Annotated in this window: 25 protein-coding genes and 1 tRNA gene; all 26 read left to right on the top strand. The window is 63.9% G+C overall.

Going from position 1 to position 21,364, the window contains the following annotated elements; all coding sequences use genetic code 11:
- Window positions 1-26 precede the first annotated feature (26 nt).
- Window positions 27-605: a ClpXP protease specificity-enhancing factor gene (locus QMO14_RS21705; RefSeq protein WP_301509676.1), complete on the top strand. Its 579-nt coding sequence runs from the start codon at window positions 27-29 to the stop codon at window positions 603-605.
- Window positions 606-651: 46 nt separating this feature from the next.
- Window positions 652-727 (top strand) — tRNA-Thr (locus QMO14_RS21700).
- Between the two features lie 235 nt (window positions 728-962).
- Window positions 963-1,229: a flagellar biosynthetic protein FliQ gene (locus tag QMO14_RS21695; protein WP_301509674.1), complete on the top strand. Its 267-nt coding sequence runs from the start codon at window positions 963-965 to the stop codon at window positions 1,227-1,229.
- A 15-nt stretch (window positions 1,230-1,244) separates the two neighbouring features.
- Window positions 1,245-2,042, top strand: a complete 798-nt coding sequence (gene fliR / locus QMO14_RS21690) for a flagellar biosynthetic protein FliR (RefSeq protein WP_301509672.1) — start codon at window positions 1,245-1,247, stop codon at window positions 2,040-2,042.
- Window positions 2,042-3,139: a flagellar biosynthesis protein FlhB gene (locus tag QMO14_RS21685; protein ID WP_301509670.1), complete on the top strand. Its 1,098-nt coding sequence runs from the start codon at window positions 2,042-2,044 to the stop codon at window positions 3,137-3,139. The genes fliR and QMO14_RS21685 overlap by 1 nt, the downstream gene beginning before the upstream one ends.
- A complete protein-coding gene (gene flhA / locus QMO14_RS21680) occupies window positions 3,136-5,226 on the top strand; it encodes a flagellar biosynthesis protein FlhA (RefSeq protein ID WP_301509669.1) in 2,091 nt (696 codons plus the stop codon). The genes QMO14_RS21685 and flhA overlap by 4 nt, the downstream gene beginning before the upstream one ends.
- 18 nt (window positions 5,227-5,244) lie before the next feature.
- Complete coding sequence (locus QMO14_RS21675; RefSeq protein ID WP_301509668.1) at window positions 5,245-6,027, top strand: flagellar hook-basal body protein; 783 nt, start codon at window positions 5,245-5,247, stop codon at window positions 6,025-6,027.
- Window positions 6,028-6,068: 41 nt separating this feature from the next.
- Window positions 6,069-6,857: a flagellar basal-body rod protein FlgG gene (flgG, locus tag QMO14_RS21670; RefSeq protein ID WP_301509667.1), complete on the top strand. Its 789-nt coding sequence runs from the start codon at window positions 6,069-6,071 to the stop codon at window positions 6,855-6,857.
- A complete protein-coding gene (gene flgA, locus QMO14_RS21665) occupies window positions 6,841-7,917 on the top strand; it encodes a flagellar basal body P-ring formation chaperone FlgA (RefSeq protein WP_301509666.1) in 1,077 nt (358 codons plus the stop codon). Before flgG ends, flgA begins: the two co-directional genes overlap by 17 nt.
- Window positions 7,914-8,516 (top strand): flagellar basal body L-ring protein FlgH, encoded by a 603-nt coding sequence (locus QMO14_RS21660; RefSeq protein ID WP_301509665.1) that lies wholly within the window; start codon window positions 7,914-7,916, stop codon window positions 8,514-8,516. The genes flgA and QMO14_RS21660 overlap by 4 nt, the downstream gene beginning before the upstream one ends.
- Window positions 8,517-8,593: 77 nt before the next feature.
- A complete protein-coding gene (locus QMO14_RS21655; RefSeq protein WP_301509663.1) occupies window positions 8,594-9,655 on the top strand; it encodes a flagellar basal body P-ring protein FlgI in 1,062 nt (353 codons plus the stop codon).
- 58 nt (window positions 9,656-9,713) lie between these two features.
- A complete protein-coding gene (locus QMO14_RS21650) occupies window positions 9,714-10,097 on the top strand; it encodes a flagellar basal body protein (RefSeq protein ID WP_301509662.1) in 384 nt (127 codons plus the stop codon).
- Window positions 10,098-10,100: 3 nt separating this feature from the next.
- Window positions 10,101-10,574: a flagellar basal body rod protein FlgC gene (gene flgC / locus QMO14_RS21645; protein ID WP_301509660.1), complete on the top strand. Its 474-nt coding sequence runs from the start codon at window positions 10,101-10,103 to the stop codon at window positions 10,572-10,574.
- On the top strand, window positions 10,571-10,936 hold the full coding sequence (gene fliE, locus QMO14_RS21640) for a flagellar hook-basal body complex protein FliE (protein WP_301509659.1): 366 nt from the start codon (window positions 10,571-10,573) through the stop codon (window positions 10,934-10,936). Before flgC ends, fliE begins: the two co-directional genes overlap by 4 nt.
- Window positions 10,933-12,474: a flagellar basal-body MS-ring/collar protein FliF gene (gene fliF / locus QMO14_RS21635; protein ID WP_301509657.1), complete on the top strand. Its 1,542-nt coding sequence runs from the start codon at window positions 10,933-10,935 to the stop codon at window positions 12,472-12,474. Before fliE ends, fliF begins: the two co-directional genes overlap by 4 nt.
- Window positions 12,474-13,136 (top strand): hypothetical protein, encoded by a 663-nt coding sequence (locus tag QMO14_RS21630; protein ID WP_301509656.1) that lies wholly within the window; start codon window positions 12,474-12,476, stop codon window positions 13,134-13,136. The genes fliF and QMO14_RS21630 overlap by 1 nt, the downstream gene beginning before the upstream one ends.
- A complete protein-coding gene (locus QMO14_RS21625) occupies window positions 13,133-14,023 on the top strand; it encodes a FliH/SctL family protein (RefSeq protein ID WP_301509654.1) in 891 nt (296 codons plus the stop codon). The genes QMO14_RS21630 and QMO14_RS21625 overlap by 4 nt, the downstream gene beginning before the upstream one ends.
- A gap of 1 nt (window position 14,024) precedes the next feature.
- Window positions 14,025-15,437: a FliI/YscN family ATPase gene (locus QMO14_RS21620; protein ID WP_301509653.1), complete on the top strand. Its 1,413-nt coding sequence runs from the start codon at window positions 14,025-14,027 to the stop codon at window positions 15,435-15,437.
- Entirely contained in the window at window positions 15,434-15,949 is a 516-nt protein-coding gene (locus tag QMO14_RS21615) for a hypothetical protein (RefSeq protein WP_301509651.1), read from the top strand. Before QMO14_RS21620 ends, QMO14_RS21615 begins: the two co-directional genes overlap by 4 nt.
- Window positions 15,946-16,812 carry a hypothetical protein gene (locus QMO14_RS21610; protein WP_301509649.1) on the top strand — a complete coding sequence of 289 codons (867 nt, stop codon included), beginning with the start codon at window positions 15,946-15,948 and terminating at the stop codon, window positions 16,810-16,812. Before QMO14_RS21615 ends, QMO14_RS21610 begins: the two co-directional genes overlap by 4 nt.
- Window positions 16,812-17,213, top strand: coding sequence for a flagellar hook assembly protein FlgD (locus QMO14_RS21605; RefSeq protein WP_301509647.1), 402 nt, complete (start codon window positions 16,812-16,814; stop codon window positions 17,211-17,213). Before QMO14_RS21610 ends, QMO14_RS21605 begins: the two co-directional genes overlap by 1 nt.
- Before the next feature lie 37 nt (window positions 17,214-17,250).
- Window positions 17,251-18,441: a flagellar hook protein FlgE gene (locus QMO14_RS21600; RefSeq protein ID WP_301509646.1), complete on the top strand. Its 1,191-nt coding sequence runs from the start codon at window positions 17,251-17,253 to the stop codon at window positions 18,439-18,441.
- Window positions 18,438-19,418 (top strand): FliM/FliN family flagellar motor C-terminal domain-containing protein, encoded by a 981-nt coding sequence (locus QMO14_RS21595; RefSeq protein WP_301509645.1) that lies wholly within the window; start codon window positions 18,438-18,440, stop codon window positions 19,416-19,418. Before QMO14_RS21600 ends, QMO14_RS21595 begins: the two co-directional genes overlap by 4 nt.
- On the top strand, window positions 19,415-19,852 hold the full coding sequence (locus tag QMO14_RS21590) for a FliM/FliN family flagellar motor C-terminal domain-containing protein (protein ID WP_301509644.1): 438 nt from the start codon (window positions 19,415-19,417) through the stop codon (window positions 19,850-19,852). Before QMO14_RS21595 ends, QMO14_RS21590 begins: the two co-directional genes overlap by 4 nt.
- Window positions 19,853-19,909: 57 nt before the next feature.
- Window positions 19,910-20,392, top strand: coding sequence for a flagellar biosynthetic protein FliO (locus QMO14_RS21585; protein WP_301509643.1), 483 nt, complete (start codon window positions 19,910-19,912; stop codon window positions 20,390-20,392).
- Window positions 20,389-21,354, top strand: coding sequence for a flagellar type III secretion system pore protein FliP (gene fliP, locus QMO14_RS21580; protein ID WP_301509642.1), 966 nt, complete (start codon window positions 20,389-20,391; stop codon window positions 21,352-21,354). Before QMO14_RS21585 ends, fliP begins: the two co-directional genes overlap by 4 nt.
- Window positions 21,355-21,364 lie beyond the last annotated feature (10 nt).

Genomic DNA, 21,364 nt, shown 5'->3' with positions numbered 1-21,364 from the left:
TTTCGCGATTGTTTGGTACCAATTTCATGATCAACGCGCTCGAGTCGTCCTCCACCCGCCCGTACCTAATCCGGGCGCTGTACGAATGGTGCACCGACAACGGCTTCACGCCCTACGTCGCGGTGCAGGTCGACGAAACTGTCCAGGTCCCGCGCGAGTACGTGAAGAACGGCGAGATCGTGCTCAACATCAGCTTCGACGCAACCAGCTCGCTCAAGCTCGGCAACGACTTCATCGAGTTCAAGGCCCGCTTCGCGGGCACGGCGCGTGAAATCAGCGTGCCGGTAGGGCGCGTGATCGCCATCTATGCGCGCGAGAACGGGCAGGGCATGGCGTTTCCGGCGCCGGCTCCGGCCGTTTCTTCGAACGGCGATGCCGACGACGCTCCGGCGCTCACCCAGGCACCCGCTCGTGCGCCGCTGCGCGACGCCTCGCGCGGCAGCAGCAGCGGCTCCGAGGGCGATGCAGGCAAGATCGTTCATCTGGTGACGGGCGAAGAGGGCAGCGAGACAGTCGATGCCGGCGCTCCCGCAGACCCGGTCGACGAGCCGCCGCGCCCGCCGTCCGGCGGCGGCAGCCGGCCGTCGCTCAAGCGCATCAAGTAACAGTCGGCCGGCCAGCGCTGCCACTAGAATCACGCACTCAAATTCAGCCGCTTTAGCTCAATTGGTAGAGCACCCGCCTTGTAAGCGGAAGGTCGTCAGTTCGATTCCGACAAGCGGCACCATTTAAATCAGAAGTTCTCAAATTCAACCCCTGAGCGATGTTTAGCTCAGGGGTTTTTTATTGGCTCATTGCTGAATTTGGTTCTCAATTTTAATATTTTCGTACTAATCAAATAGGTTTTGAAAAATATCTAAATCTGGGATAAAAAGAGTAACGCTAGGTTAAACTTATTATGAATGGCTGCATGAGCTGCCTTTCATCTAAAAAAGTTTGACCGGTGCAAGAGGGAGGATTGCATGCACGCGGACTTGGCGTTGAAGATGATGTCGGACCTGTTCTGGACGGGGCTGCTGGTGTGTCTTCCTCTTTTGGGGCTGACCATGCTGATTGGAGTATTGATCAGCATCCTTCAGGTAGTTACCCAGGTCCAGGAAATGTCGCTGACATTCGTTCCAAAGCTGCTTACAGCAGCGGCCGTCATGATCGTTGCCGGCCCGTGGATGCTCCGCAAACTCACTCAATTCACCGTCCAACTCTGGAGCGGTATTCCGTCGCTGTTCTGAGCTTCGAGTCTTGATGTGAGCTTTCTTCTGCTCAATTCGGCGTGGCCGAGCCTCGTCGGTCTGCTCGCGCTGCGAGTGGCTGCGACGCTGCTCATGACGCCAGTCCTCTATGCCATTCCGATGCCTGCCTCGGTACGGATGCTGCTGGTAATCGGCATTTCGATTGCATTGGCAGCAGGCTTGTCGGCCCCTGAGACGCAATTCAACGGATGGAGTGGTTTGCTAGCGGCGGCCATGTCGGAGCTCGCACTCGGCGCTGTCCTCGGTCTAGGAGTTCTGCTGGCCTTTGCCGCGTTTGCCATTGCAGGCCAACTGTTGGACGTGCAACTGGGCTTTGGCATGGCCCAAATCGTCGACCCCGTCACGAAGCGTCCGGTACCTATCCTCACTTCCGCATTTGGATATCTCGCGGTTCTGGTTTTCTTCCTGGTCAATGGGCACCACGCCCTGCTGAGGGGCATCGCCTATAGCCTAGAGCGATTTCCAGTTGGTGCGGCCTGGTCTGTCGCGGGTGCCGCGGCTCCTGTGCTGAAGCAGGCCGCCGGCCTCTTCGGCCTCGGCTTTGCGCTCGCCGCGCCCGTGGTCTTCTGCATCCTGCTGGTCGAGTTCGCCTTGGGAGTCGTCAGTCGCAACTTGCCCCAGATGAACATGTTCACGATGGGCATTCCTGTGAAGATCATCGTTGGTCTGGTTGCACTGTCACTCTGGTTCATGGGTATAGGCGGCGTGATGACCCGGACCTACGCAAGCATCACTGACGCCTGGGAAGGCATCTTTGCCGCGGCATCGCCGAAGACGGGACAGGGGCGCTGATGGCCGAACAGGATCTCGATCGCAACGAAGCGGCCACGCCATACAAGCTGCAGAAGGCCCGCGAGCGCGGGCAGGTTGCAAAGAGCGCGGATGTCGTCGCAGCCGTGGTGTTTACCGTTGCCATCGTGTACATGACCTGGCGCGGGTTTGGCGCCGTGTCTGCCCAGTTCCGTTTCGACCAGGCCGTGCTGATCCATGCCGGGCGAATGGACGCCTCAGGCGTCGGGCTCTGGCCAATGATCGACCGATCCCTGCGTGCCACGTTGACGCTTGCTGCGCCATTCTTCGCGGCAGTCATGCTCGCCGCGGTCATTGGCAACATGATGCAGACCGGCCCGATCCTGTCCGTCGATCCGGTGAAGATGGACTTCGATCGCATCAATCCTGTGAACGGTCTGAAGAAACTGTTTTCGATGCGCATCCTGTTCGACGGTGCGCGGGCGCTCATCAAGCTGGTGCTGCTCTCGCTGGTTGCCGTGCTGAGCCTCAAGGCGCTGACGAGCCAGTTCTATGCGCTGGCCTCTCTTTCGGCCATCGGCTATCTGCGCATCCTTCTGGACGATCTGGCAAGCATCGGTCTCAAGATGGCGTTGGTGCTAGGCCTGATCGCGTTGCTCGACCTGATGTACACGCGGCGCGAATTCGCGAAGAAGATGCGAATGAGCCAGCGGGAACTCAAGGACGAGACCAAGAACCGCGAAGGCGATCCGCGAATCCGTTCGCGTCTTCGGGAGCTGCGCCGCGAGATGCTCAAGCGCAGCCAAGCATTGCGCCAGACGCGCAATGCCGATGTGGTGATCACCAACCCCACTCACATTGCGGTTGCGCTGAAGTATGAGCACGGCCGGATGGCATCGCCTCAGTTGCTGGCCAAGGGAGCAGGGCACATGGCGGCTGCGATGCGCGAGATTGCTGCGCAACATCGCATCCCGGTCGTCCAGAACCCGGTACTGGCAAGGCGCATCTACAAGGACCTGCCGGTTGATCATCCGGTGCCGCCCGAGCTCTATGCACAGGTGGCGCAAATCATCGTGTGGGTCTTCGCGATGCGGGATCAGCAGCAAGGCCGCAGGACGGCGGGAGCATCGTCATCGTGAGCACATTGGCGAGAGTGCTTGGCAAGCACAGCGACATCGCTCTGGTGCTGCTGGTGCTGGGTGTGTTGGTCGTGCTGTTCGCGCCCATTCCCAGCGGCCTGCTCGATTTTCTGATTCTCTGCAATTTCAGCTTCGCCTTTCTGGTCCTGCTGCTGACCTTCTACATGGCAAGGCCCGTGGAGTTCTCGACCTTCCCGTCGCTGCTCCTGATTGCCACGTTGTTTCGCCTGTCCCTCAACGTGGCGGCCACCCGGCTGATCCTTTCCGACGGTGACGCGGGCCGCGTCATCGGTGCTATCGGCGCATTTGTTGTGGGCGGCAACTACGTCATCGGCCTGATCGTCTTCCTGATCCTGATCGTCGTGCAGTACGTCGTGGTGACCAGCGGTGCGCAGCGAGTGTCCGAGGTTGCCGCGCGATTCACGCTCGACAGCATGCCAGGCCAGCAGATGAGCATCGACGCCGATCTCAATATGGGCTTCATCGATCAGGCGGAAGCCCAGCGTCGCCGCAAGAATCTAGAGAAGGAAGCCGGCTTCTACGGTGCGATGGATGGTGCAAGCAAGTTCGTCAAGGGCGATGCCATCGCGGGCATCATCATCCTGCTGATCAACATCATCGGTGGACTGGTGATCGGCGTGATGCAGCATGGCATGCCATGGGGCCAGGCGCTTCAGACCTATACCCTGCTGACCATCGGCGACGGTATCGTGACGCAGGTGCCGGCCCTCGTGATTGCCGTCGGCACCGGCATCATCGTCACAAGATCGGCTTCCGATGCCAACTTGAGTCGAGAGGCGTTGCGGCAGGTGAGCTCGTTCCCCAAGACGCTTCTCCTGGTCGCCCTGGCCCTGGGAGGGCTGCTGGCGTTGCCGGGCATCCCGGCGCTGCCCACGCTTGTGCTCTCGATCTGTTTCCTGCTCGCAGCCGTGGTCCTGTATCGCATCGCGAACGCCAAGTCCGTTGCGTCGGGGGGCAGCACCAGCAGCGACGCCGTCGGCGATGTGGCGCCTGCCGCGGATGGTTCGTCGGCTGCGTCGGCCGATGATCCGTATGCGCTGCTGCAGGTCGAACCCATCGAGGTCCACCTTGGCGCCAACTGGGTTCCGGTGATCAACCAGCCCGGCAGCGTCTTCATGGAGCGAATTTCCACGTTCCGCAAGCAGCATGCACAGGAGTTCGGTCTCGTGCTGCCCCGCGTGCGGTTCCGGGACTCGACGAGGCTCTCGGCCGACCGATACGAAATTCACCTCGATGGCGTGCTCGTCGGCAAGGGTGAGGCGCGCGCCGACAGGCTGCTGGCCATTCACCCCGCAGGGGACATCAAGTCCATTCCCGGCGAGCCGACGCGCGATCCGACCTATGGCTTGCCGGCTCTCTGGATCGAGGAAAGCCGGCGCGACGCAGCAAGCCAGGCGAAGTACACCCTTGTCGATGCGCCGACCGTCTTCATGACGCATCTGACCGAGATGCTCCGCCGCGAATCGGCTACGCTGCTGACGCGGGCCGAAGTTGACCGGCTGCTGTCCCGCGTGAGGCAGAGCCAGCCCGGGTTGGTGGAAGAGCTCATCCCGACGGTGCTTTCATCGAGCGACGTCCAGAAGGTGCTGCAGAACCTGCTGAGGGAGAAGGTCTCGATCCGTCATGTGGAGGCGATCCTCGAGACGCTGGCGGATGCCGGCCGAACGACAAGGGATGCGAGCCAGCTGACCGAGATAGTCCGGCAGCGTCTCGGCCACGCGATCTGCCAGGGGCTTCTCGGGGAGGCCACTTCGCTGCAGGTGTTGACGCTCGATCCGGCGATCGAAAGCCAGTTCCTGCAAAGCATCCACGTCGCCACCGAGGCCGCGGGCGCACAGCCCTTCGTGCTAGACCCGCGGCTGACCGAACAGCTCATGAAGCGTCTGGTCCAGCAGGCCGAACGCATGATGAAGAGCAACCTTCTGCCCGTCCTGCTGTGCGCGCCCGAGTTGCGGCGCCACGTGCGGTCGCTGTCGGAACGGGTCATGCCGCATCTGCGTGTGCTGTCCATGTCTGAAGTGCCGCACACCATCGAGCTGAAATCTTTCAGCGTCGTCCAGCTTTGACGAACCAGGAATCCATTCATGACCGACGTACTCGCCATCAGTCTCAACGGCATGCAGCAGGACATGGCGCGCCTGGAGCGCATCAGCATGAACATGGCCAACGCAGCGACACCGGGCTACAAGCGGGAGGTGGTTGCTTCGTTGCCGTCGAACGGGGCAGCCTTCTCCGATGCCATGCAGGCCGCGGGAGCAATGACCGGCGACGCACGGGCCGAGACATCGGGTATCACGCCGGCAATGTTGCTGATCCAGAGCGATACGCGGCCCGGAACATTGAGGACGACGGGGCAAAACCTGGACGTCGCGCTGGCCACGCCCGGCTTCTTCGAGATTTCAACTGAAGCCGGGTTGGCCTATACGAGGCAAGGCAGCTGGCAACTCGACGCGCGCGGGCGTCTCGTCACCCCGCAGGGCAACCCGGTCATGGGCGTAGGCGGGGAGATCGTGCTTTCCCGCCCCAATCCCGTGATCGATGCGACTGGCCAAGTTTTCGAGTCCAGGCCGGGCGGCGGTGTCGAGTCGACCCCGGTCGCTCAACTGAAGGTCGTCCAGTTCGAAGATACCAAGAGCCTTCGGCGCATGGGCGAAGGACTCATGACAACCGATCAGGTGCCGATGCAGCTGAGAGACAGCGACGTGCAGCTGCGTCAGGGCTTCCTCGAGAACTCGAATGTGAACTCGATGCAGGAAATGGCCCAGCTGATCCAGTCGATGCGCCACTTCGAATCCATGCAGCGAGTCGCCTTGGGCTACGACGAAATGATCGGCGGCGCCGTCCGAAAACTCGGCGAGCTCTCCTGACGAATTCTTCCCCCAATCCCATCTTTCAATAGGCAACCATCATGTTCGATGCTCTCTACATCAGCGCGACCGGCATGCAGGCCCAGCAGTTGAACGTCGACACGATCGCGAACAACCTGGCCAACGTCAACACCACCGGCTTCAAGAAGAACAAGGTCAGCTTCACCGACCTGATGGTGCGCGAGGCTGGCCGCATGATGCCTGCTCAGGAGGATGCGGGCATCCTTGGCGCGGGAAGCCGCGTTGGGGCCGGCGTGGGCGTCGCATCGACCTCCAAGCTGTTTGATATGGGCGATCTCAAGAAGACGGAGTCGGCCTTCGACATCGCCATTCAGGGCGAAGGCTTTCTTGAGGTGACGATGCCCGACGGCTCGAGCGCCTACACCAGAGGCGGAACCTTCAGGATCAATCGCGACGGCTTGCTGGCGACGGCTGGCGGCTTTCCGCTCAAGCCCAACCTGGCCATTCCCGACAACGCGCAGAACATGCAGATAGACAGCGACGGCCGGGTGCGCATTCAGGTCGCGGGGCAATCGACGCCGGTAGATATTGGACAGCTGGAGTTGGTTCGCTTCACGAGCCCTTCCGGCCTGCTCGCGCAGGGCGACAACCTCTATCGATCGAGCTCCAGCTCCGGTGAGGCTATTGCCGGCAAGGCGACCGAAGACGGCATGGGTACCGTGGCGCAGGGTTTCCTCGAAGGATCCAACGTCAAGTTGAACGAAGAGATGGTGAGCCTCATGGTGGCTCAGCGCGTCTACGAGGCCAACGTCAAAGTCATGCAGGCGTCCGACGAGATGCTGGGAATGATCAATGGCCTGCGCAAGTAGTGGTTGCCTGCGGGGCGGCTCGATCGTCCTGCGTGCTGCGTTCCCGGTGCTCGCCGCGGTGGCGTCGGCCGCGGCTGGCGCCGCTCCGCCCGCGGCTGCCCCTCTGGTTTCCGTCGAGCTGCGACCACAGGTCAAGATCGAACAGGCCAATGTCCGTCTGGGAGACATCGCATTCCTGACGACACAAGACTTGTCCACGCTGCGCCGCCTGATGGCATTGCCGCTTGGGCCCGCGCCCCGGCTCGGATCCACCGCTCTTCTCGATCGCGACACCATCGCGCGATGGGTCGAGGCGCGAAGCGGCCTGCAGACCGTGGACAGTGCCCTTCGCATGCAACCGTCGGCGATCCAATGGAGCGGTGCCGCGGAGGTGGAGATCACAAGCGCCGCGCAGCAAGTGCCGGGCGAGACCGTTGTGGGTGCCGCGCGAGCGGCACTTCTGGATTGGCTGTCGCGGCGAAGCTTGCGGGCCGAAGTGGAGCCGGTATCCACGGCACGCGACCTGCTGTTGCCACCCGGCACTCCGACTTTGCGCGTGCGCCCGATGGCCGAACAGGCCCAGCCCGGCCGGCGAATGCTGGTATGGGTCGATGCATGGGTCGACGGCCGCTTCGTACGGACGACGGCCGTGACTTTCGAAGTAGGAGCCTGGGCACCGATGACCGTCGCAACGACCGAAGTCGAGCGCGGCGTGTCGGTCGATCCCGTCGTCATGCGCGGTGCAATGACGTCGCGCGAAATGGATCTGACGGCAATCAAACAGGGTTCGCCGGTGACGGCAAACGCTGCTATCGACATGAGCGATGGGCGTCAGCGCCTGCGGCGTCCGCTCAAACCCGGCGAAGTGCTCACGAGTTCGCATCTGGAGACGACCCCGGCAGTCACTCGCGGCAACTGGGCGCATCTTCTGGCGCGCAGCGGCGATGTTTCCGTGGAAAGCCGAGTCGAGGTGCTGCAGGACGGCCGCGAAGGGCAGGTCGTGCGCGTCAAGGTTCCGGGCGCAAGCGGGGAGGTGCTCGCCCGCGTTACCGGCCGAGGCCAGGTCGAGGTACAGCCGTGAATATCCGTGTTCTGAAACGGCGAATCGGCGAATGCTCCATGGCAGTGGTTGTCGCGCTGTCTGCCTTGTCGCCTGCCTCCGCCGAAAGCCTGTACCAGGAGGGTAGCTTCCGGCCCCTTACCGCGGACAACAAGGCGTTTCGCGTGGGTGATTCGCTGACCATCCAGGTCTTCGAGAACTCGTCTGCATCGACGTCGGCCAACACCGGTACCAAGCGCGGCAACGACATCACCGGCTCCGTGACGCATACAGGCAACAGGGTCGTGGGGCAGCTCGGAATCGGCGTCTCCGGGGAATTCGATGGCGGAGGCCGCACCCAGCGCGCCAACAAGCTGCTCGCCACCCTTACCGTGACGGTGCAGGAGGTGCTGGCCAACGGTGAGTTGAAGGTGGCGGGCGAGCAACTGCTCACGGTGAACGACGAGCTGCAGAAGGTCAACCTGGAAGGACGTGTCCGCCCGCAGGACATCTCCGATGGCAATGTGGTTCTGTCGACCCGCCTCGCAGATGCCCGGATTACCTATGTGGGCGAGGGCGATGTATCCGACCGCACGCGTCGCGGCGGATGGCGGCGAATTCTTGACTGGCTGGGCCTGTGATGCTCCGAATCATTCGAACTCTTCTCTTGCGCTGTGCGCTCCCGGTTGCGGCTCTTCTTTGCATCGGCATTTCCGCGGTGCATGCAGCCGATGCCATACGCGTCAAGGATCTCGGCAAGCTCAAGGGGTGGCGCGACAACGCACTGTTCGGCACGGGCATCGTGACCGGCCTTGCGGGCACGGGCGATTCGCCTGCCAACCGGGCCACCCGTCAATCGCTGGCCAACGTGCTTTCGCAGTTCAATCTCACGATTGCGCCGGAGGCCGTGCAGAGCCGCAACGTGGCCGTCGTGATGGTGAGCGCAAGCCTGCCCACTTTCGCCCGCGAGGGCGATACCCTGGACGTGACTGTGAGCTCCGCCGGCGATGCGCGCAGCCTGGTCGGCGGGACCTTGCTGATCACGCCACTGAAGGGCGCGAACGGCCGCGTCTACGCGTTGGCCCAAGGCGGGCTCTCGGTCGGCGGCTATCGGTATGACGCCAATGGCAACGTGGTCCAGAAGAACCATCCGACTTCGGGCTCCATACCCAACGGAGCGACCGTCGAAGTAGGAGTCAACGCGGCGATGCTCGACGAGAAGCAGAGCGTGACCTTCGTTCTCTCTGAACCCGACTACACCACGGCCAGTCGGGTCGCCGCCGCCATCAACAGCCAGCTCGGTAGCGGCCTTGCCAGGGCGAAGGACGCTTCCGGCATCGAGATCGCGGTGCCAGAATCGCAGCGTGGCGAACTCGTCAGCCTTTTCACCCGTATCGAGAACGTCACCGTAGAGCCCGACCGTCGCGCGAAGGTGGTCATCAACGAACGAACCGGAACAGTGGTGTCAGGAGGCGACGTGCGGATATCGAAGGTGGCGATCTCGCACGGTGACATCAAGATCGCCATCTCCAGCCAGAACACGGCCTCGCAGCCGATCAACATCTGGAATGGCGGGCCCGACATTCGCACTGCCATCGTGACCAACACGCGAGTCGACGTCGACGAGCAGAACGGCGCTGGCTTCGTGACTGGCTCCAACACGGTGTCCGACCTCGTCCAGTCGCTTGCGCGCCTCAAGACCAGCACTCGCGACGTCATTTCGATTCTCCGCGCCGTCAAGGCCGCGGGCGCGCTGCACGGCGAGCTGGTCGTGCAGTGACGGCGCCTACTTTCCGCAAATCCATCAACTTCCATCCAGAAAGCTTCGGGAGAAAGACATGACAGATGGCATCGAAGCCGTGACCCGATCGGCGCTGGCATTGGCGCTCGACGCCGCGAGCCTGCGCCAGCAAGCAATCGCGACCAACATCGCCAATGCCAACGCGGTCGGCTATGTGCCGCTGCGGGTGAGCTTCGAAGATCAGCTCGTCGAGGCACGGCGCAGCATCGAGCAGTCGGGGCGCGTCGATGCATTCGCGCTTGGCCAGGTGCGCCCTCGTGTGGAGGTCGCCGTCGACGACTTCGGCGTTCCAGGGCAGGTGCAGCTCGATGTGGAGGCGGCGGAGATGGCGCGCAACGCGGTTCAGTATCAGGCGCTGGTGAAGGGCCTCTCGCGTCATTTCGCAATTCTTTCGATGGCCGCCGGCGACGGCAGGAAATAAGCCATGGACTACACGCAAACCTTCGCAATCAGCGCGGCTGGAATGAACGTCGAACGCATGCGCGTCGAGGTGGCTGCGCTGAACCTGGCCAACGCCAATGCCGTGCAGGGAGTGGATGGCCGCAGCTATCAACCGCTGCGCGTGGTGGCCGAGGCTCGCTCGTCGACCGGTACGGCGATTGGCGCTGCGGACGGATTCGGCGCGTTGGTCAGCAACGGGTTGGATGCCTCCGACAACATCCTGCAGGCAGCCCCTCAGGTTCGTGTTGTAGCAGCTGGCGTTGCACCTCGAATGGTCTATGAACCAGGCCATCCGCTTGCGAACGAACGCGGTTTCGTGGCGTATGCCAACGTCGACTCCGCCACGGAGATGGTCAGCATGATGAGCGCGACCAGGGCCTACGAGGCCAATGTCTCGGCCATGAACACGGCTCGCACCCTTGCCCTCCGGGCGCTCGACATCGGAAGCAACGCATGACCGCATTCCTCCCCATCGAGGCTCTGGCCTCGCTCTCACCGCAGGCGCAAGCCATGGTGGCCGGCACAGGCGCACAGGTGCTGCAGGCCCAGGCCTCCACCACCATGCCTGGCGTGTCCGGTATTTCTTCCGAGGCTGTCGCCGGTTCATTCGGACAACTCGTTTCCGAGGGGATCTCCAAGGTCAACGGACAGTTGATCGGCAATCAGGTCGACCTGCAGAAGCTGGCCATGGGCGATGCGCAGAACCTGCACCAGATCATGATCAACCTGGAGGAGAGCCGCGTGTCCTTCCAGCTGATGATGCAGGTGCGTAGCCGCCTGCTCGAGGCCTACCAAGACATCATGAAGATGCCGATATGAACTTCTGGCAAGGATTGACGCTGCGCGCGCGCGCCGGTCTCATTGGCGGAGTGGTGGCCATTCTGCTGGCGACCGGCGGGCTCGCATGGTGGGTGTTCCACACCGAGTACCAGACCCTGTTTTCCGACCTGAAGCCGCAGGACGCGCAGGCAATGACCACCGAACTGGAACGGCTCAAGATTCCCTACCGCCTGGGCGACAGCGGCACGTCGATCCTCGTCGACAAGGCGACCGTGCATGCGACGCGCATCAAGCTGATGGGCAAGGAACTGCCGCTGCAAGGGGCGGTCGGGCTGGAGCTGTTCAACAACACGGACTTCGGCATGACCGAGTTCGCCCAGAAGATCAACTACCAGCGCGCGCTCCAGGGCGAGCTCACACGCACGATTCAGTCCTTGTCGGAAGTGCGCGAGGTCCGGGTGCTGCTGGCGCTGCCCGAACAGGGCCTGTTCAAGCAGGCGACCTCGAAAGCGAAGGCTTCCATCACGCTCATGATGCGGCAAGGGCAGGCACTGCGTCCCGAGCAGGTCATCGGCGTGCAAAGGCTGGTGGCGGCCGCTGTGCCGGGCATGGCGACGCAGGATGTCACCATCGTCGACGGCCATGGCGTGGCGCTCACCCGTGCGGAAGCGGGCAACGGCGATGCCGAACTGAACGGCGCGCGGCTGGAGCTCAAGCGCGACACCGAGGCATACCTTGCGCGAAAGGTTGCGGCCGTGCTCGACCGCAGCTTCGGTGCCGGACAGGCCTTGGCCAGTGTCGACGTGACGCTCAACATGGACCAGATCCGCACGACCACCGAAGACGTCCTTCCCGCCGCTACGCGCTCGGGCCTGCAGGCCACGGGGGTGGTGGTGCGGGAGCGTGAGGTCCTGCGCGACGGAGGTGCCGTTGCCGACGCCAAGCTCACCGATACAGGTGGCTCCCGCAGCGGCAGCGCGCAGCGCGACGTGGAATACGCCGTGGGACGCCGGGTCGAGCAGGTCGTAAGCCAGCCGGGTTCCATCCGCCGTATTCAGGTGGTTGCGGTCGTGCGCAAGGCATTGGACGTTGCACAGGAAGAGCAACTCAAGAAGGTCATTGCCGCGGCGGTAGGCGCATCGCCTGATCGGGGTGACGCTGTCGTCGTGCAATCGCTTGTTGGCGGCGCCATCCAGGCACCAGATGCTGCCGCGGCTGCCGCACCGAGCGATGCGAGTCCGGCCGTGATCGATGAGCGCAGTGACAGCTCTACCAGGACCTCCCTGATTGACCATGCGCCGCTCTCGTGGTGGCAACTGCTGGCTGCCGGAGTCCTTGTCGCCGCGCTGACTGCGCTTCTCGTACGGGCCAGCCGGGCAGGTACTGCTGCACAAGGGACGCAACCGCGCGGCACACCGCTCTCCGAATCAGAGCGCGCGGCCGCATTGCGCAAGGTACGCGACTGGATGCGCGAGCCCGTGCCCGGGCAGCCTTCTCCGGGGCATCCCGTTTCGGGAAATGCAGGTGTGCCGGGAATGCCGCCTGCCGGTATGGCGGGTATCAGGCGAGGCAATTGATGATGTCTGCGCTCAATCTGTCGTCGGGGCCGCAGCTGGAGGCCGGTGTGTCCGAGCCGCGCGGGGTGCGCCATGCGGCGCTGCTGCTGCACGCGATGTCTCCTGCCGACCGGGACTGGATGCTCGGCGAACTGCCTTCGTCCGAGCGCACCAACCTGCTTCCTCTGCTTGCAGAACTCGAAGCGCTTGGGATCGAGAGCGATCCATCTCTGATCGATGATGCAATCTCTAGTGCAACTCCGGCCGATTCTTCCACCGCGACGTCTTTCGCCGCCGAACGGCGCGCCGGCCCGATATCGGACGAAGCCGCCCTTCATGCGCTCGATGCCCAGCAGGTGCGCGCGCTGGTCGAATGCTTGCGATTGGAGCCGCTGGGGCTCGTCGGCGAGTTGCTGCGCCTGGCCGACTGGCCTTGGCGCGAAGACCTGCTTGCCGCACTCGAGCCGGCCCAGCGCAGAAAGATCGAGGCCGGTCTGTCCGAAACGCCTCTGGGCTATCAGGTGCCACCGGGCATGCGATCGATGCTGATATCCGGCGTGTCGGCAAGGCTGCACGAGCGCTCCGCCAGCGGTTCAGGCGGTTCATCGTCATGGAGCAGATTCAGCCAGCCCTTGCGGCAGGTGCTGGGCGGCATATCGCTGCGCGGAAGGTTCGGCCGATGAGTTCCCAATTGCCGGATGCGGGCGATGCCGCTGCCAGGGGAGAGGAGGACACGTCTCCGAAGGCGATCATTCTGCGCGATGTCGTCATGCAGGGCCGTGTTGCGCTGGCTCGGCCCCAGGACCGGGCGCGCCAGCCAGGCGGCATCGCCGAACGCCAGGCGGTATCGTCGCCTCCTACGGTGTCGAGCCCGGGTCTTGCGCACCTGCCGGCATCCCGGCGCGCTGAACCAGCGGTGCCGGCTCGGCCCGCGCTTGCGGATGAGGTACGCATCGAGGAGGAAGCGCGCCAAAGAGGCTATGAGGAAGGTTTCGCCAAGGGCAGCATCGAAGGTCGCGCACGCGGCGACGAGGAAGCCCGGCAACGCGCAGCCCAAGCCGCCGAGAAGGCCAGTCGCGAATTCGAAGAGCATGCGCAACGCCTGACCCGGGAGCTGAAGCAGGAGGCGCTTGCGGGCTACCAGGCGCGTGTCCGGGTTCTCGATGGCTTGATCGCAGCCTTGCCTCCAGGGATCGAAGCCCGGCTCGCCGGGGCGGAGGACGACATGCTTGCGCTGTGCTTCGAAGTCGTCTGTCGCGTGCTCGGCGAAAGCGTGATCCGTCCCGAGGCTCTGCGCGCGCATCTGGCGAAGGCGATGCAAGAGTTGCGCGGCCGGAAGCTGGCTGCGATCCACATGCACCCGGACGATCTCGCGTTGCTTCAGGAGGAAGGCCGCGAGTCATGGGCGAGCGGCGGCGTGCAGTGGATCGCCAGCACAGACGTCGAACTCGGAGGCTGCATCCTTCAGTCCCCGGAAGGCGGACTCGACGCTCGGTTCGAAACACAGCTGAACGCGCTGCGCGAGTCGCTGCTTCAGACCCGGGCCGTAGCCCGCACGTCGGAGTCCTGAATTGAGTGCGCTCGCCGTCTACCGCCAGGCCTTGAAAAGCGCTGAACTGAGCCGTCGTATCGGCTGGGTCAAGGAAATGCAGGGGCTGGCCATCGATGCATCGGGGCCGGATGCCTCCGTGGGCGAACTGTGCCGGATCATGCTCCGGGCCCAAGGTGCTTCCGGTAGCGCGAATCAGCCCAACCGGCAGACCAGCGTGCTCGCCGAAGTGGTCGGGCTGAAGCAGGGCCGCGTCACCCTGATGCCCTACGGATCGGTTGAAGGCATTGCCGTGGGCTGCGAAGTGCGTGCACTGGGCGCCGAATCACAGATCGGTGTGGGAGAGAACTTGCTCGGCCGCGTGATCGATGGATTTGGCGAGCCGCTGGATGGCGGAGCCAGGCCGCAGACGCAGCGGCGCATGCCCCTGAAGGCCGCGCCCATCAATCCGATGCGGCGTCCGCCCATCGATCGAGTTCTCGAGACCGGCATCCGTTCCATTGACGGCCTGTTGACGCTGGGCCAGGGGCAGCGGATCGGGATCTTCGCAGGCAGCGGCGTCGGCAAGAGCACCTTGCTCGGGTTGCTGGCCCGGCATGTGAAGACGCATGCCGAGGTGGAGTCGCAGGCGAACATCAACGTGATCGCGCTGATCGGCGAGCGGGGGCGTGAAGTGCGCGAGTTCATCGAGAGGCAGCTGGGGCCGGAGGGGCTGGCGCGATCGGTGGTGGTGGTCGCGACCTCCGATCAGCCGGCGCTGGCCCGGCTTCGTGCTGCCTACGCCGCGCTCGCCATCGCGGAGTACTTTCGCGACGGGGGTCACAATGTCCTGCTCACGATGGATTCGATCACCCGCTTTGCGATGGCAAGGCGCGAGGTCGGTCTGTCGGCCGGAGAGCCGCCGACTGCGCGCGGCTACACGCCTTCGGTCTTCGCTGAGCTGCCGGAACTGTGCGAGCGTTGCGGCACTGCGCCGGGTGGTGGCTCGATCACCGCGCTTCTCACGGTGCTGGTCGAGGGCGACGATTTCAACGAGCCCGTGTCGGACGCATTGCGCGCCATTCTCGACGGCCACGTCGTGCTCTCACGGCATCTGGCGCACAGGGGGCACTATCCCGCCATCGACGTGCTCAAGAGCGTGAGCCGGCTCATGCCCGAGCTCGCCAGCGACGAAGAGCGTCAACTGGCGGTCCTCGCCGTGCAGCAACTGGCGCTGCTCGAGCGCAACCGGCAGATGATCGACATCGGCGCGTACGAGAAGGGCTCCAGCCCCGAGCTCGATCGGGCCATCGAGCTCGAGCCGGGATTGCAGGCATGGCTCAGGCAAAGCGTGGGAGGTGCTTCCCGGCTGGAGGCCATCCAAGCATTGCGCGACATTCTGTCTCCAGGGCCGAAAGCGATGCCAGCCGCACCATCCACGGGGCACAGGCCATGAACAGCGCCTCGGCCAACATTCCATCGACTGTGCGGGACGTCGATGTCCGCGGCTTCGTCTATGAACTCGAACCGGTTCGCCAACGGCAGCAGTGGCGCCTGGACAAGCTCATGGCGTCCCTGTCCCACGCGCAACAATCCCTCGCGGAAACCGAGTCACGCATGAGCGAAATCCAGCAGGCGCATGACGAGCAGGCGCGCACGGCCAGCCAGGCTTTGCTGCAGCGCATGGATCCGGGTGCGCATCGGCATGCGCTCGGATTCCTCGCGCACCTGCGCGACCAGTGGAAGCAACTGGACATGCAACGGCAAGACCAGCTTGCTGAAAGGGACCGTCTCAGGACGGAGTGCATCGCAATGCAGCTGCGCCTCGACGGCCTGACCCGGCACAAGGAGGATGCCTTGACGCAATATGCCGACGAAATCCGGCAACGCAACAACAGCGAGCAGGACCGTGACTGGCTCGCGCGAACATCAGCAGGTCGCGGGCAGGCCGTGGAGTCTTCGCGATGAGCGCCGTCAAACCAATGCCTGATTCCGCTGCCGGTGCGGCAGCGCGACATGGCGCATTTGCCGGACAGGGCGATGCCGCTCAGCGGCAGGAAGCCTGGCAGCGCGAAATGGAGCGGGCGCAGATGTCGGCCTGGTTCAAGCCGTCGCCGGCCGGGGGGCAGGGCAATGTCGCAACCTCAGCCGATCGGGAGGGCGTGGCGCCGACTCGAGCAGGCATGCGCGAGGCTGCAGGTGCATCGCGGGCCACGGCCATTCCTGCTGCCTCCGTGGCTTCTTCATCGCTTGATATGCGGCGTAGTCTGCCGGCATCAGGCTCGCGAGCAGGGAGTGCCAGCTTTGCCGGTAGCACCGTGCAGCTGCCGCAGACCGCCAGCCATTCTCCAGTCCAGCTCAGGCCAGCTATCGCGGACCCATCCCAGGATGCGCGCCTGCCGACTGACCTCCAGCCCAGGATGGGCGCGGGAGTCCGCGTGCCGCCGTCGATGGACGATTCCGGGGCGGAAAGTGCCTCCGTACACGAGTCGCAAGGCGCGGAAGAGTCCGCTTCTTCGTCGATGGAAGAGCAGCCACCGCTGCGCCTGCACGAAGAATCTCTGCCCGAAGGCCAGGCGGTATGGATCGCGATGCGCGCGGACGATGAAGCGCTGACGGCCATGCTGCCCCGGATCGTCGCGGATCTCCAGCGAGCGATGACCCTGGAGCGTGGCCAGCGCCTGTATCAGGTCGTGTGCAACGGCAGGCTGGTTTGGCACGACGGTGCCGATGCGGCCGCATCCATCAGCAGTTCGACAGACAGCAGTTCATCTTCCGGCATCGATCGCCGGCCAACCGTGTTCGACACATTTCAATCCAAGGGGGCGTGATGGCAATCGATGCAATCGGCAGTACGGGCAGTACCAACCTGCAGGCCAGCAGCCTGGGCATGGAGGACTTTCTCAAGATCCTGCTGACCCAGCTGACCTACCAGGATCCGCTGAAGCCCATGGACAACCAGCAGTTCATGGCGCAGATGGCGCAGTTCACCAGCCTGGAACAGACGCAGCAGCTCAACAACAAGATCGCGACGCTCATTACCAACCAGGCCGCGCTGCAGTCGGTCGGCCTGATCGGCAAGACGGTCGACATCACCACGTCGAGCGGCACCGCGACGGGTACGGTGAGTGCGCTGTCGCTGTCGGGTGACGCACCGATGCTGACGGTACGTACGACGGCGGGCGCGACGCTCAGCAACATTTCCCTCAGCCAGCTCGTCTCGGTGCGGTGATCGTTGCAGCCTGATCTGAATTCGCAAAGGACACCTCATGCTTGAATCCATCTACGTCGGCATGACCGGCTTGCTCGGTTATTCGCGCGGCCTGCGCGTGATTGCCAACAACACGGCGAACATCAACACGCCGGGTTTCAAGAGCTCCAGCCTCCAGTTTGCAGACATGTTCTACACCGGTGGCAACCTTGCTGGCGGCAATGCCAGCCAGAACCGGGATCAGGTCGGATTTGGTCTGAACACGACCGGCACCGCCATGTCCTTCAAGCAGGGCGAGTTGCGCCAGACGGGCAACAGTCTCGACATGGCGGTGGATGGGCAGGGGTTGTTCGTCCTGCAGGACGCCGAAGGCAAGATCACCTACACCCGCGCAGGCCAATTCAAGTTCGACGACAACGGCGTTCTCGTCAGCCGGGCCAATGGGGAGAAGGTGATGGGCATGGACAGCAGTGGAGCGCTGGTCGAGATCTCGGTTGCCGGCCAGATGCTGGACCAGGGGCGTCCCACCTCGCGCCTCAAGTTCTCCGGCAACCTTTCCAATACCGTTACGGACCAGACCGCCGTCGGAACCGTCCAGGTGGTCGACGCAGGCGGCGCGGTTCATACGCTGAGCGTCAAGTTCGTCACTACCGAGGCCACGACTTCAGGCACGACGATGCGGGTGGATTTGCTGGACGGCACTGCGGTAGTCGGGAGTGGGTCCATGGTCTTCATTGGCGGCAAGCCAACACCGCAGACCAGCGTGGTGAACATGACCTATGTGCCCACCGGCCAGCCACCGATGACGCTGGCACTGGATTTCAGTGCCGACGTTGTGCTTTTTGCCGGCAGTACCACTCTGAAGATGGATTCGCAGGACGGCCTGGGGCCTGGGACGCTCAGCGGGACTGCCTTCGATGCCAACGGCGTATTGCGATTGAGCTACTCGAACGGGCAGACGGTCAAGGGTGCCCGCCTGGCATTGGCACGCTTCGATTCGCCCGATGCCGTCGCCGCACTGGGCAACAACCAGTTCGAGATGGTGAACAAGAACGCCTGGCACTACGGCAAGGCCGGCGAAGGCGCGTTCGGCAGCGTGCGCGCAGGGCAGATCGAAATCTCCAACGTCGACCTGTCGCAGGAATTCAGCGACCTGGTGATCATGCAGCGCGGCTATCAGGCCAGCTCGCAGGTGATTTCCACAGCCAACGAGATGCTGCAGCAGCTGTTCTCGATGAAAAGCAAATGAACGTCGAGTCGTCATCGCCGCTGCTGGACGCCACGGAGTCGGCGCTCAGGGCTCGTCCGCTGCGCAGCTGGGGTTCGAAGCAGAAGGACATTGTGCGCGACCGGTTCGCGGCATTGCATCGCGACTGGAGCGCCGAATGGATACCCGCAAGCGAAGCCGTGTCGACGGCGCCCGGCGTGGAAGTCATCGAGCCCGATGGAACCGTGGTGTTTCCCCTGGACGACAGTGCCTGCTGGGCGTTCGTCGCTTCCCCTCGCCGCAGTGCAGCAGCGGTTGGACGCGATCCGTTGTCGTCCGAGGGGCTCGACAGTTCATCCGCGGCACTCCAGGCCATCGCGAATCGCATGTTCTCTTTCGAAATGGCTGCTGCGGTTGCCGCACCTGCTTCTCCGGTGATTGCTCCCGCCATCGTGCGCGCGGCATGGGTGGATTGGCTGCAGCGCATTGGCGCGCTGCTGGCGGGGTATGGCCTGACACCGCAGCGGCCACAGGACGCACTCGGCGCCGCCATGGCCTCGAACTCCTGGTCCGGTGCGCTGCTCGTGCGATGGGCGTGGTGCGGCGGTGTATGGAGCCTGGGGCTGCCGTTCGAAGCGGTCGCTGTACTGCTTGGGCACGAGGGGGCAACATCTCGGCCCTCATCACCGGTCTCTGCGCCGCAGGAGCCCAAGGAGCGCCTTGATCGCGCTTTGGCAGGCCAGCAAATCTCACTGCGCGTCTTGCTCGAAGGCGCCGAGCTCAACCTGGGGCAGCTTCAGGAATTACGTCTGGACGACGTTGTTCCACTGGAGCATCTGCTCGACTCTCCGGCACTGGTCGTGGGCTCCGATGGCACGCCTGTCTGCAGCGGCTGGCTGGGCCAGAGCGAAGGCCGCATCGCCGTCGAACTGGCCGCGATGGCCGGTTCACCGGTACCGGCTGCGAAGGCAGCAGGTGCCACCCCCAACGCCAATACATTGAAGGGAAGAAAGTCATGACTCAAGCACTGGAAGGCATCGTCACCGACAACCGCATCGGTGCCGCCAACACTACGACCGAAGGCCGCGGCGAAACCAGAACGCGTGCAGCCGCAGGCGGCATGCCCACCGCGCAGATCATCGCGCTGCCGGATCTGCACCCCGGTTCCGAGGGAAATCCGGGGGAAGCGCCGATCCTCAAGGAGTGGAATCCGCTTCACCAGATCAAGGCCAAGCTGCAGGTGTGCGTGGGCGAGGCCACTATCTCGGTTGGCGAGCTGCTGGGCGCCAAGGAGAACCAGGTGCTGCGCCTGGACCGCAGCTTCGACCAGCCTGTGGACCTCACCATCGAAGGCAAGGTGGTGGCCCGTGGCCAGCTGGTGGCTGTTGACGGTCACTTTGCGGTTCGCATCACGGAGCTGCCTGTTGCACTGGGCTTGACTCCTGGATCCTGACGGATGAATGCGGTGCCTTGGCGGGAGCGTGTGAAAGTCGCCTGCCGGATATTCCTCATGAGTCTTGCCGTTGTGGTTGGGGCGTCGTTCGCCTTGCCGGGTGAGGCTCGGGCGCAGGCCCCGTCCGCCACAGCCGAGTCCGCCCATGGCGGCGGCTTGCCGGCAAACATTCCCGTCAAGCGCGAGCAGCCGGGGGAGGCCTCGACCGGATCGAGCGACTCCTGGTGGATTGTTGTTGTCGTTGCAGGAGGCCTGCTTGCCTTCGCGGTCGTCGCCGCTCGCCGGCGAGCGCGACCCGTCGAGGCCGAGGGGCTCTGGTGGGGGCGATTCGGCAGGTTCTTCGACGCGATGCCGTCGCGTGAGGTCCAGCGGGTGTCCAGCACGCCGCTGTCGCCTCGTCACAGCCTGCACGTCGTGGTGTGGAATGGACGGCGCTTGCTGCTGGGGTGCACCGACCAGTCCATCCAGCTCCTGGCGGAAGCGCCAGCGGCCTTGGATGCCGAAGAGCCGGAGCCCGCGGAGCAGGAGAGCCCGAGATGAGCTTCGGCATGCAGCAAATCGGCTCGTACGCAAACAAGCATTGGCGCATTTGTCTGGCGCTCGTGCTGGTGACCATCGCGTTGCTCGGCTGGCCGGTGAACGACGCCCGCTCTCAGGTGCCGGCAAGCACGGAGGCGCAAGTGGCGCCGGTGGATGCGACGCAGGCAGTCTCGCCACCTCCGCCCGCCTCGGCTCCCGCGCAGGAGCCTCCTGCAGTTGCGGCCAGCGCTCCTCCCGCTGCACCCAAGGCACCGGCGGCTGCAGCGAATCCGGCGCGATCCAGGACATCACCGTCGGCCACCGTCGCGCCTGCTTCGCCCTCCACCCCCGCGACCGAAACTGCGCAGGCCTTGCGCGTCGTGCTCGGCCTTACTGTGCTGGCGATTCTTCCGGCGCTGCTGGTCTGCCTGACTAGCTTTCTGCGGATCATCGTGGTGCTCTCGATGCTCCGTCATGCCATCGGCATGAACGAGACGCCGCCGAACACCGTGCTGATCGGGCTGGCGCTTTTCCTGACGCTTTTCACCATGTCTCCGGTGCTGCAGAAGGTCAACCACGATGCGTTCGAGCCATTCATGGCGGGCAAGCTGTCGATGGAAGAGGGCTACAGCAAGGGCGTCGCGCCGCTCCGCGAATTCATGGTGCGGCAGACACGCGAGGCCGATCTTGCGCTGATGGTGGAGCTGTCGAAGGCCCCTATGCCCAGGTCGATGGATGACATCAGCAACGTGCAGCTCATTCCGGCGTTCATGCTGTCGGAACTGCGCGCCGCCTTCCAGATCGGCTTCGTGATCTTTCTGCCGTTCCTGCTCATCGACCTGATCGTCTCGAGCGTTCTCATGGCGCTGGGCATGATGATGATGCCGCCCACCACCATCGCGCTGCCGCTCAAGATCCTGATGTTCATCCTCGTCGATGGCTGGAGCCTCGTGCTCAAGGCGCTGGTCGGCAGCTTCCACTGACGCGGCACGA

Origin of the sequence: Variovorax sp. CAN15 (assembly GCF_030462475.1) — a bacterium.
Taxonomy (GTDB): Bacteria; Pseudomonadota; Gammaproteobacteria; order Burkholderiales; family Burkholderiaceae_C; genus Variovorax.
This window is presented reverse-complemented; position numbering and strand designations above follow the sequence as displayed.

Excerpts from the sequence above, each read along its gene's own strand:
- QMO14_RS21705 (WP_301509676.1), top strand. The coding sequence starts at position 27 with ATGATCAACGCGCTCGAGTCGTCCTCCACCCGCCCGTACCTAATCCGG.
- QMO14_RS21695 (WP_301509674.1), top strand. The coding sequence starts at position 963 with ATGCACGCGGACTTGGCGTTGAAGATGATGTCGGACCTGTTCTGGACG.
- QMO14_RS21685 (WP_301509670.1), top strand. The coding sequence starts at position 2,042 with ATGGCCGAACAGGATCTCGATCGCAACGAAGCGGCCACGCCATACAAG.
- QMO14_RS21675 (WP_301509668.1), top strand. The coding sequence starts at position 5,245 with ATGACCGACGTACTCGCCATCAGTCTCAACGGCATGCAGCAGGACATG.
- flgG (WP_301509667.1), top strand. The coding sequence starts at position 6,069 with ATGTTCGATGCTCTCTACATCAGCGCGACCGGCATGCAGGCCCAGCAG.
- flgA (WP_301509666.1), top strand. The coding sequence starts at position 6,841 with ATGGCCTGCGCAAGTAGTGGTTGCCTGCGGGGCGGCTCGATCGTCCTG.
- QMO14_RS21650 (WP_301509662.1), top strand. The coding sequence starts at position 9,714 with ATGACAGATGGCATCGAAGCCGTGACCCGATCGGCGCTGGCATTGGCG.
- flgC (WP_301509660.1), top strand. The coding sequence starts at position 10,101 with ATGGACTACACGCAAACCTTCGCAATCAGCGCGGCTGGAATGAACGTC.
- fliE (WP_301509659.1), top strand. The coding sequence starts at position 10,571 with ATGACCGCATTCCTCCCCATCGAGGCTCTGGCCTCGCTCTCACCGCAG.
- fliF (WP_301509657.1), top strand. The coding sequence starts at position 10,933 with ATGAACTTCTGGCAAGGATTGACGCTGCGCGCGCGCGCCGGTCTCATT.
- QMO14_RS21630 (WP_301509656.1), top strand. The coding sequence starts at position 12,474 with ATGATGTCTGCGCTCAATCTGTCGTCGGGGCCGCAGCTGGAGGCCGGT.
- QMO14_RS21625 (WP_301509654.1), top strand. The coding sequence starts at position 13,133 with ATGAGTTCCCAATTGCCGGATGCGGGCGATGCCGCTGCCAGGGGAGAG.
- QMO14_RS21615 (WP_301509651.1), top strand. The coding sequence starts at position 15,434 with ATGAACAGCGCCTCGGCCAACATTCCATCGACTGTGCGGGACGTCGAT.
- QMO14_RS21610 (WP_301509649.1), top strand. The coding sequence starts at position 15,946 with ATGAGCGCCGTCAAACCAATGCCTGATTCCGCTGCCGGTGCGGCAGCG.
- QMO14_RS21605 (WP_301509647.1), top strand. The coding sequence starts at position 16,812 with ATGGCAATCGATGCAATCGGCAGTACGGGCAGTACCAACCTGCAGGCC.
- QMO14_RS21600 (WP_301509646.1), top strand. The coding sequence starts at position 17,251 with ATGCTTGAATCCATCTACGTCGGCATGACCGGCTTGCTCGGTTATTCG.
- QMO14_RS21595 (WP_301509645.1), top strand. The coding sequence starts at position 18,438 with ATGAACGTCGAGTCGTCATCGCCGCTGCTGGACGCCACGGAGTCGGCG.
- QMO14_RS21590 (WP_301509644.1), top strand. The coding sequence starts at position 19,415 with ATGACTCAAGCACTGGAAGGCATCGTCACCGACAACCGCATCGGTGCC.
- QMO14_RS21585 (WP_301509643.1), top strand. The coding sequence starts at position 19,910 with ATGAGTCTTGCCGTTGTGGTTGGGGCGTCGTTCGCCTTGCCGGGTGAG.
- fliP (WP_301509642.1), top strand. The coding sequence starts at position 20,389 with ATGAGCTTCGGCATGCAGCAAATCGGCTCGTACGCAAACAAGCATTGG.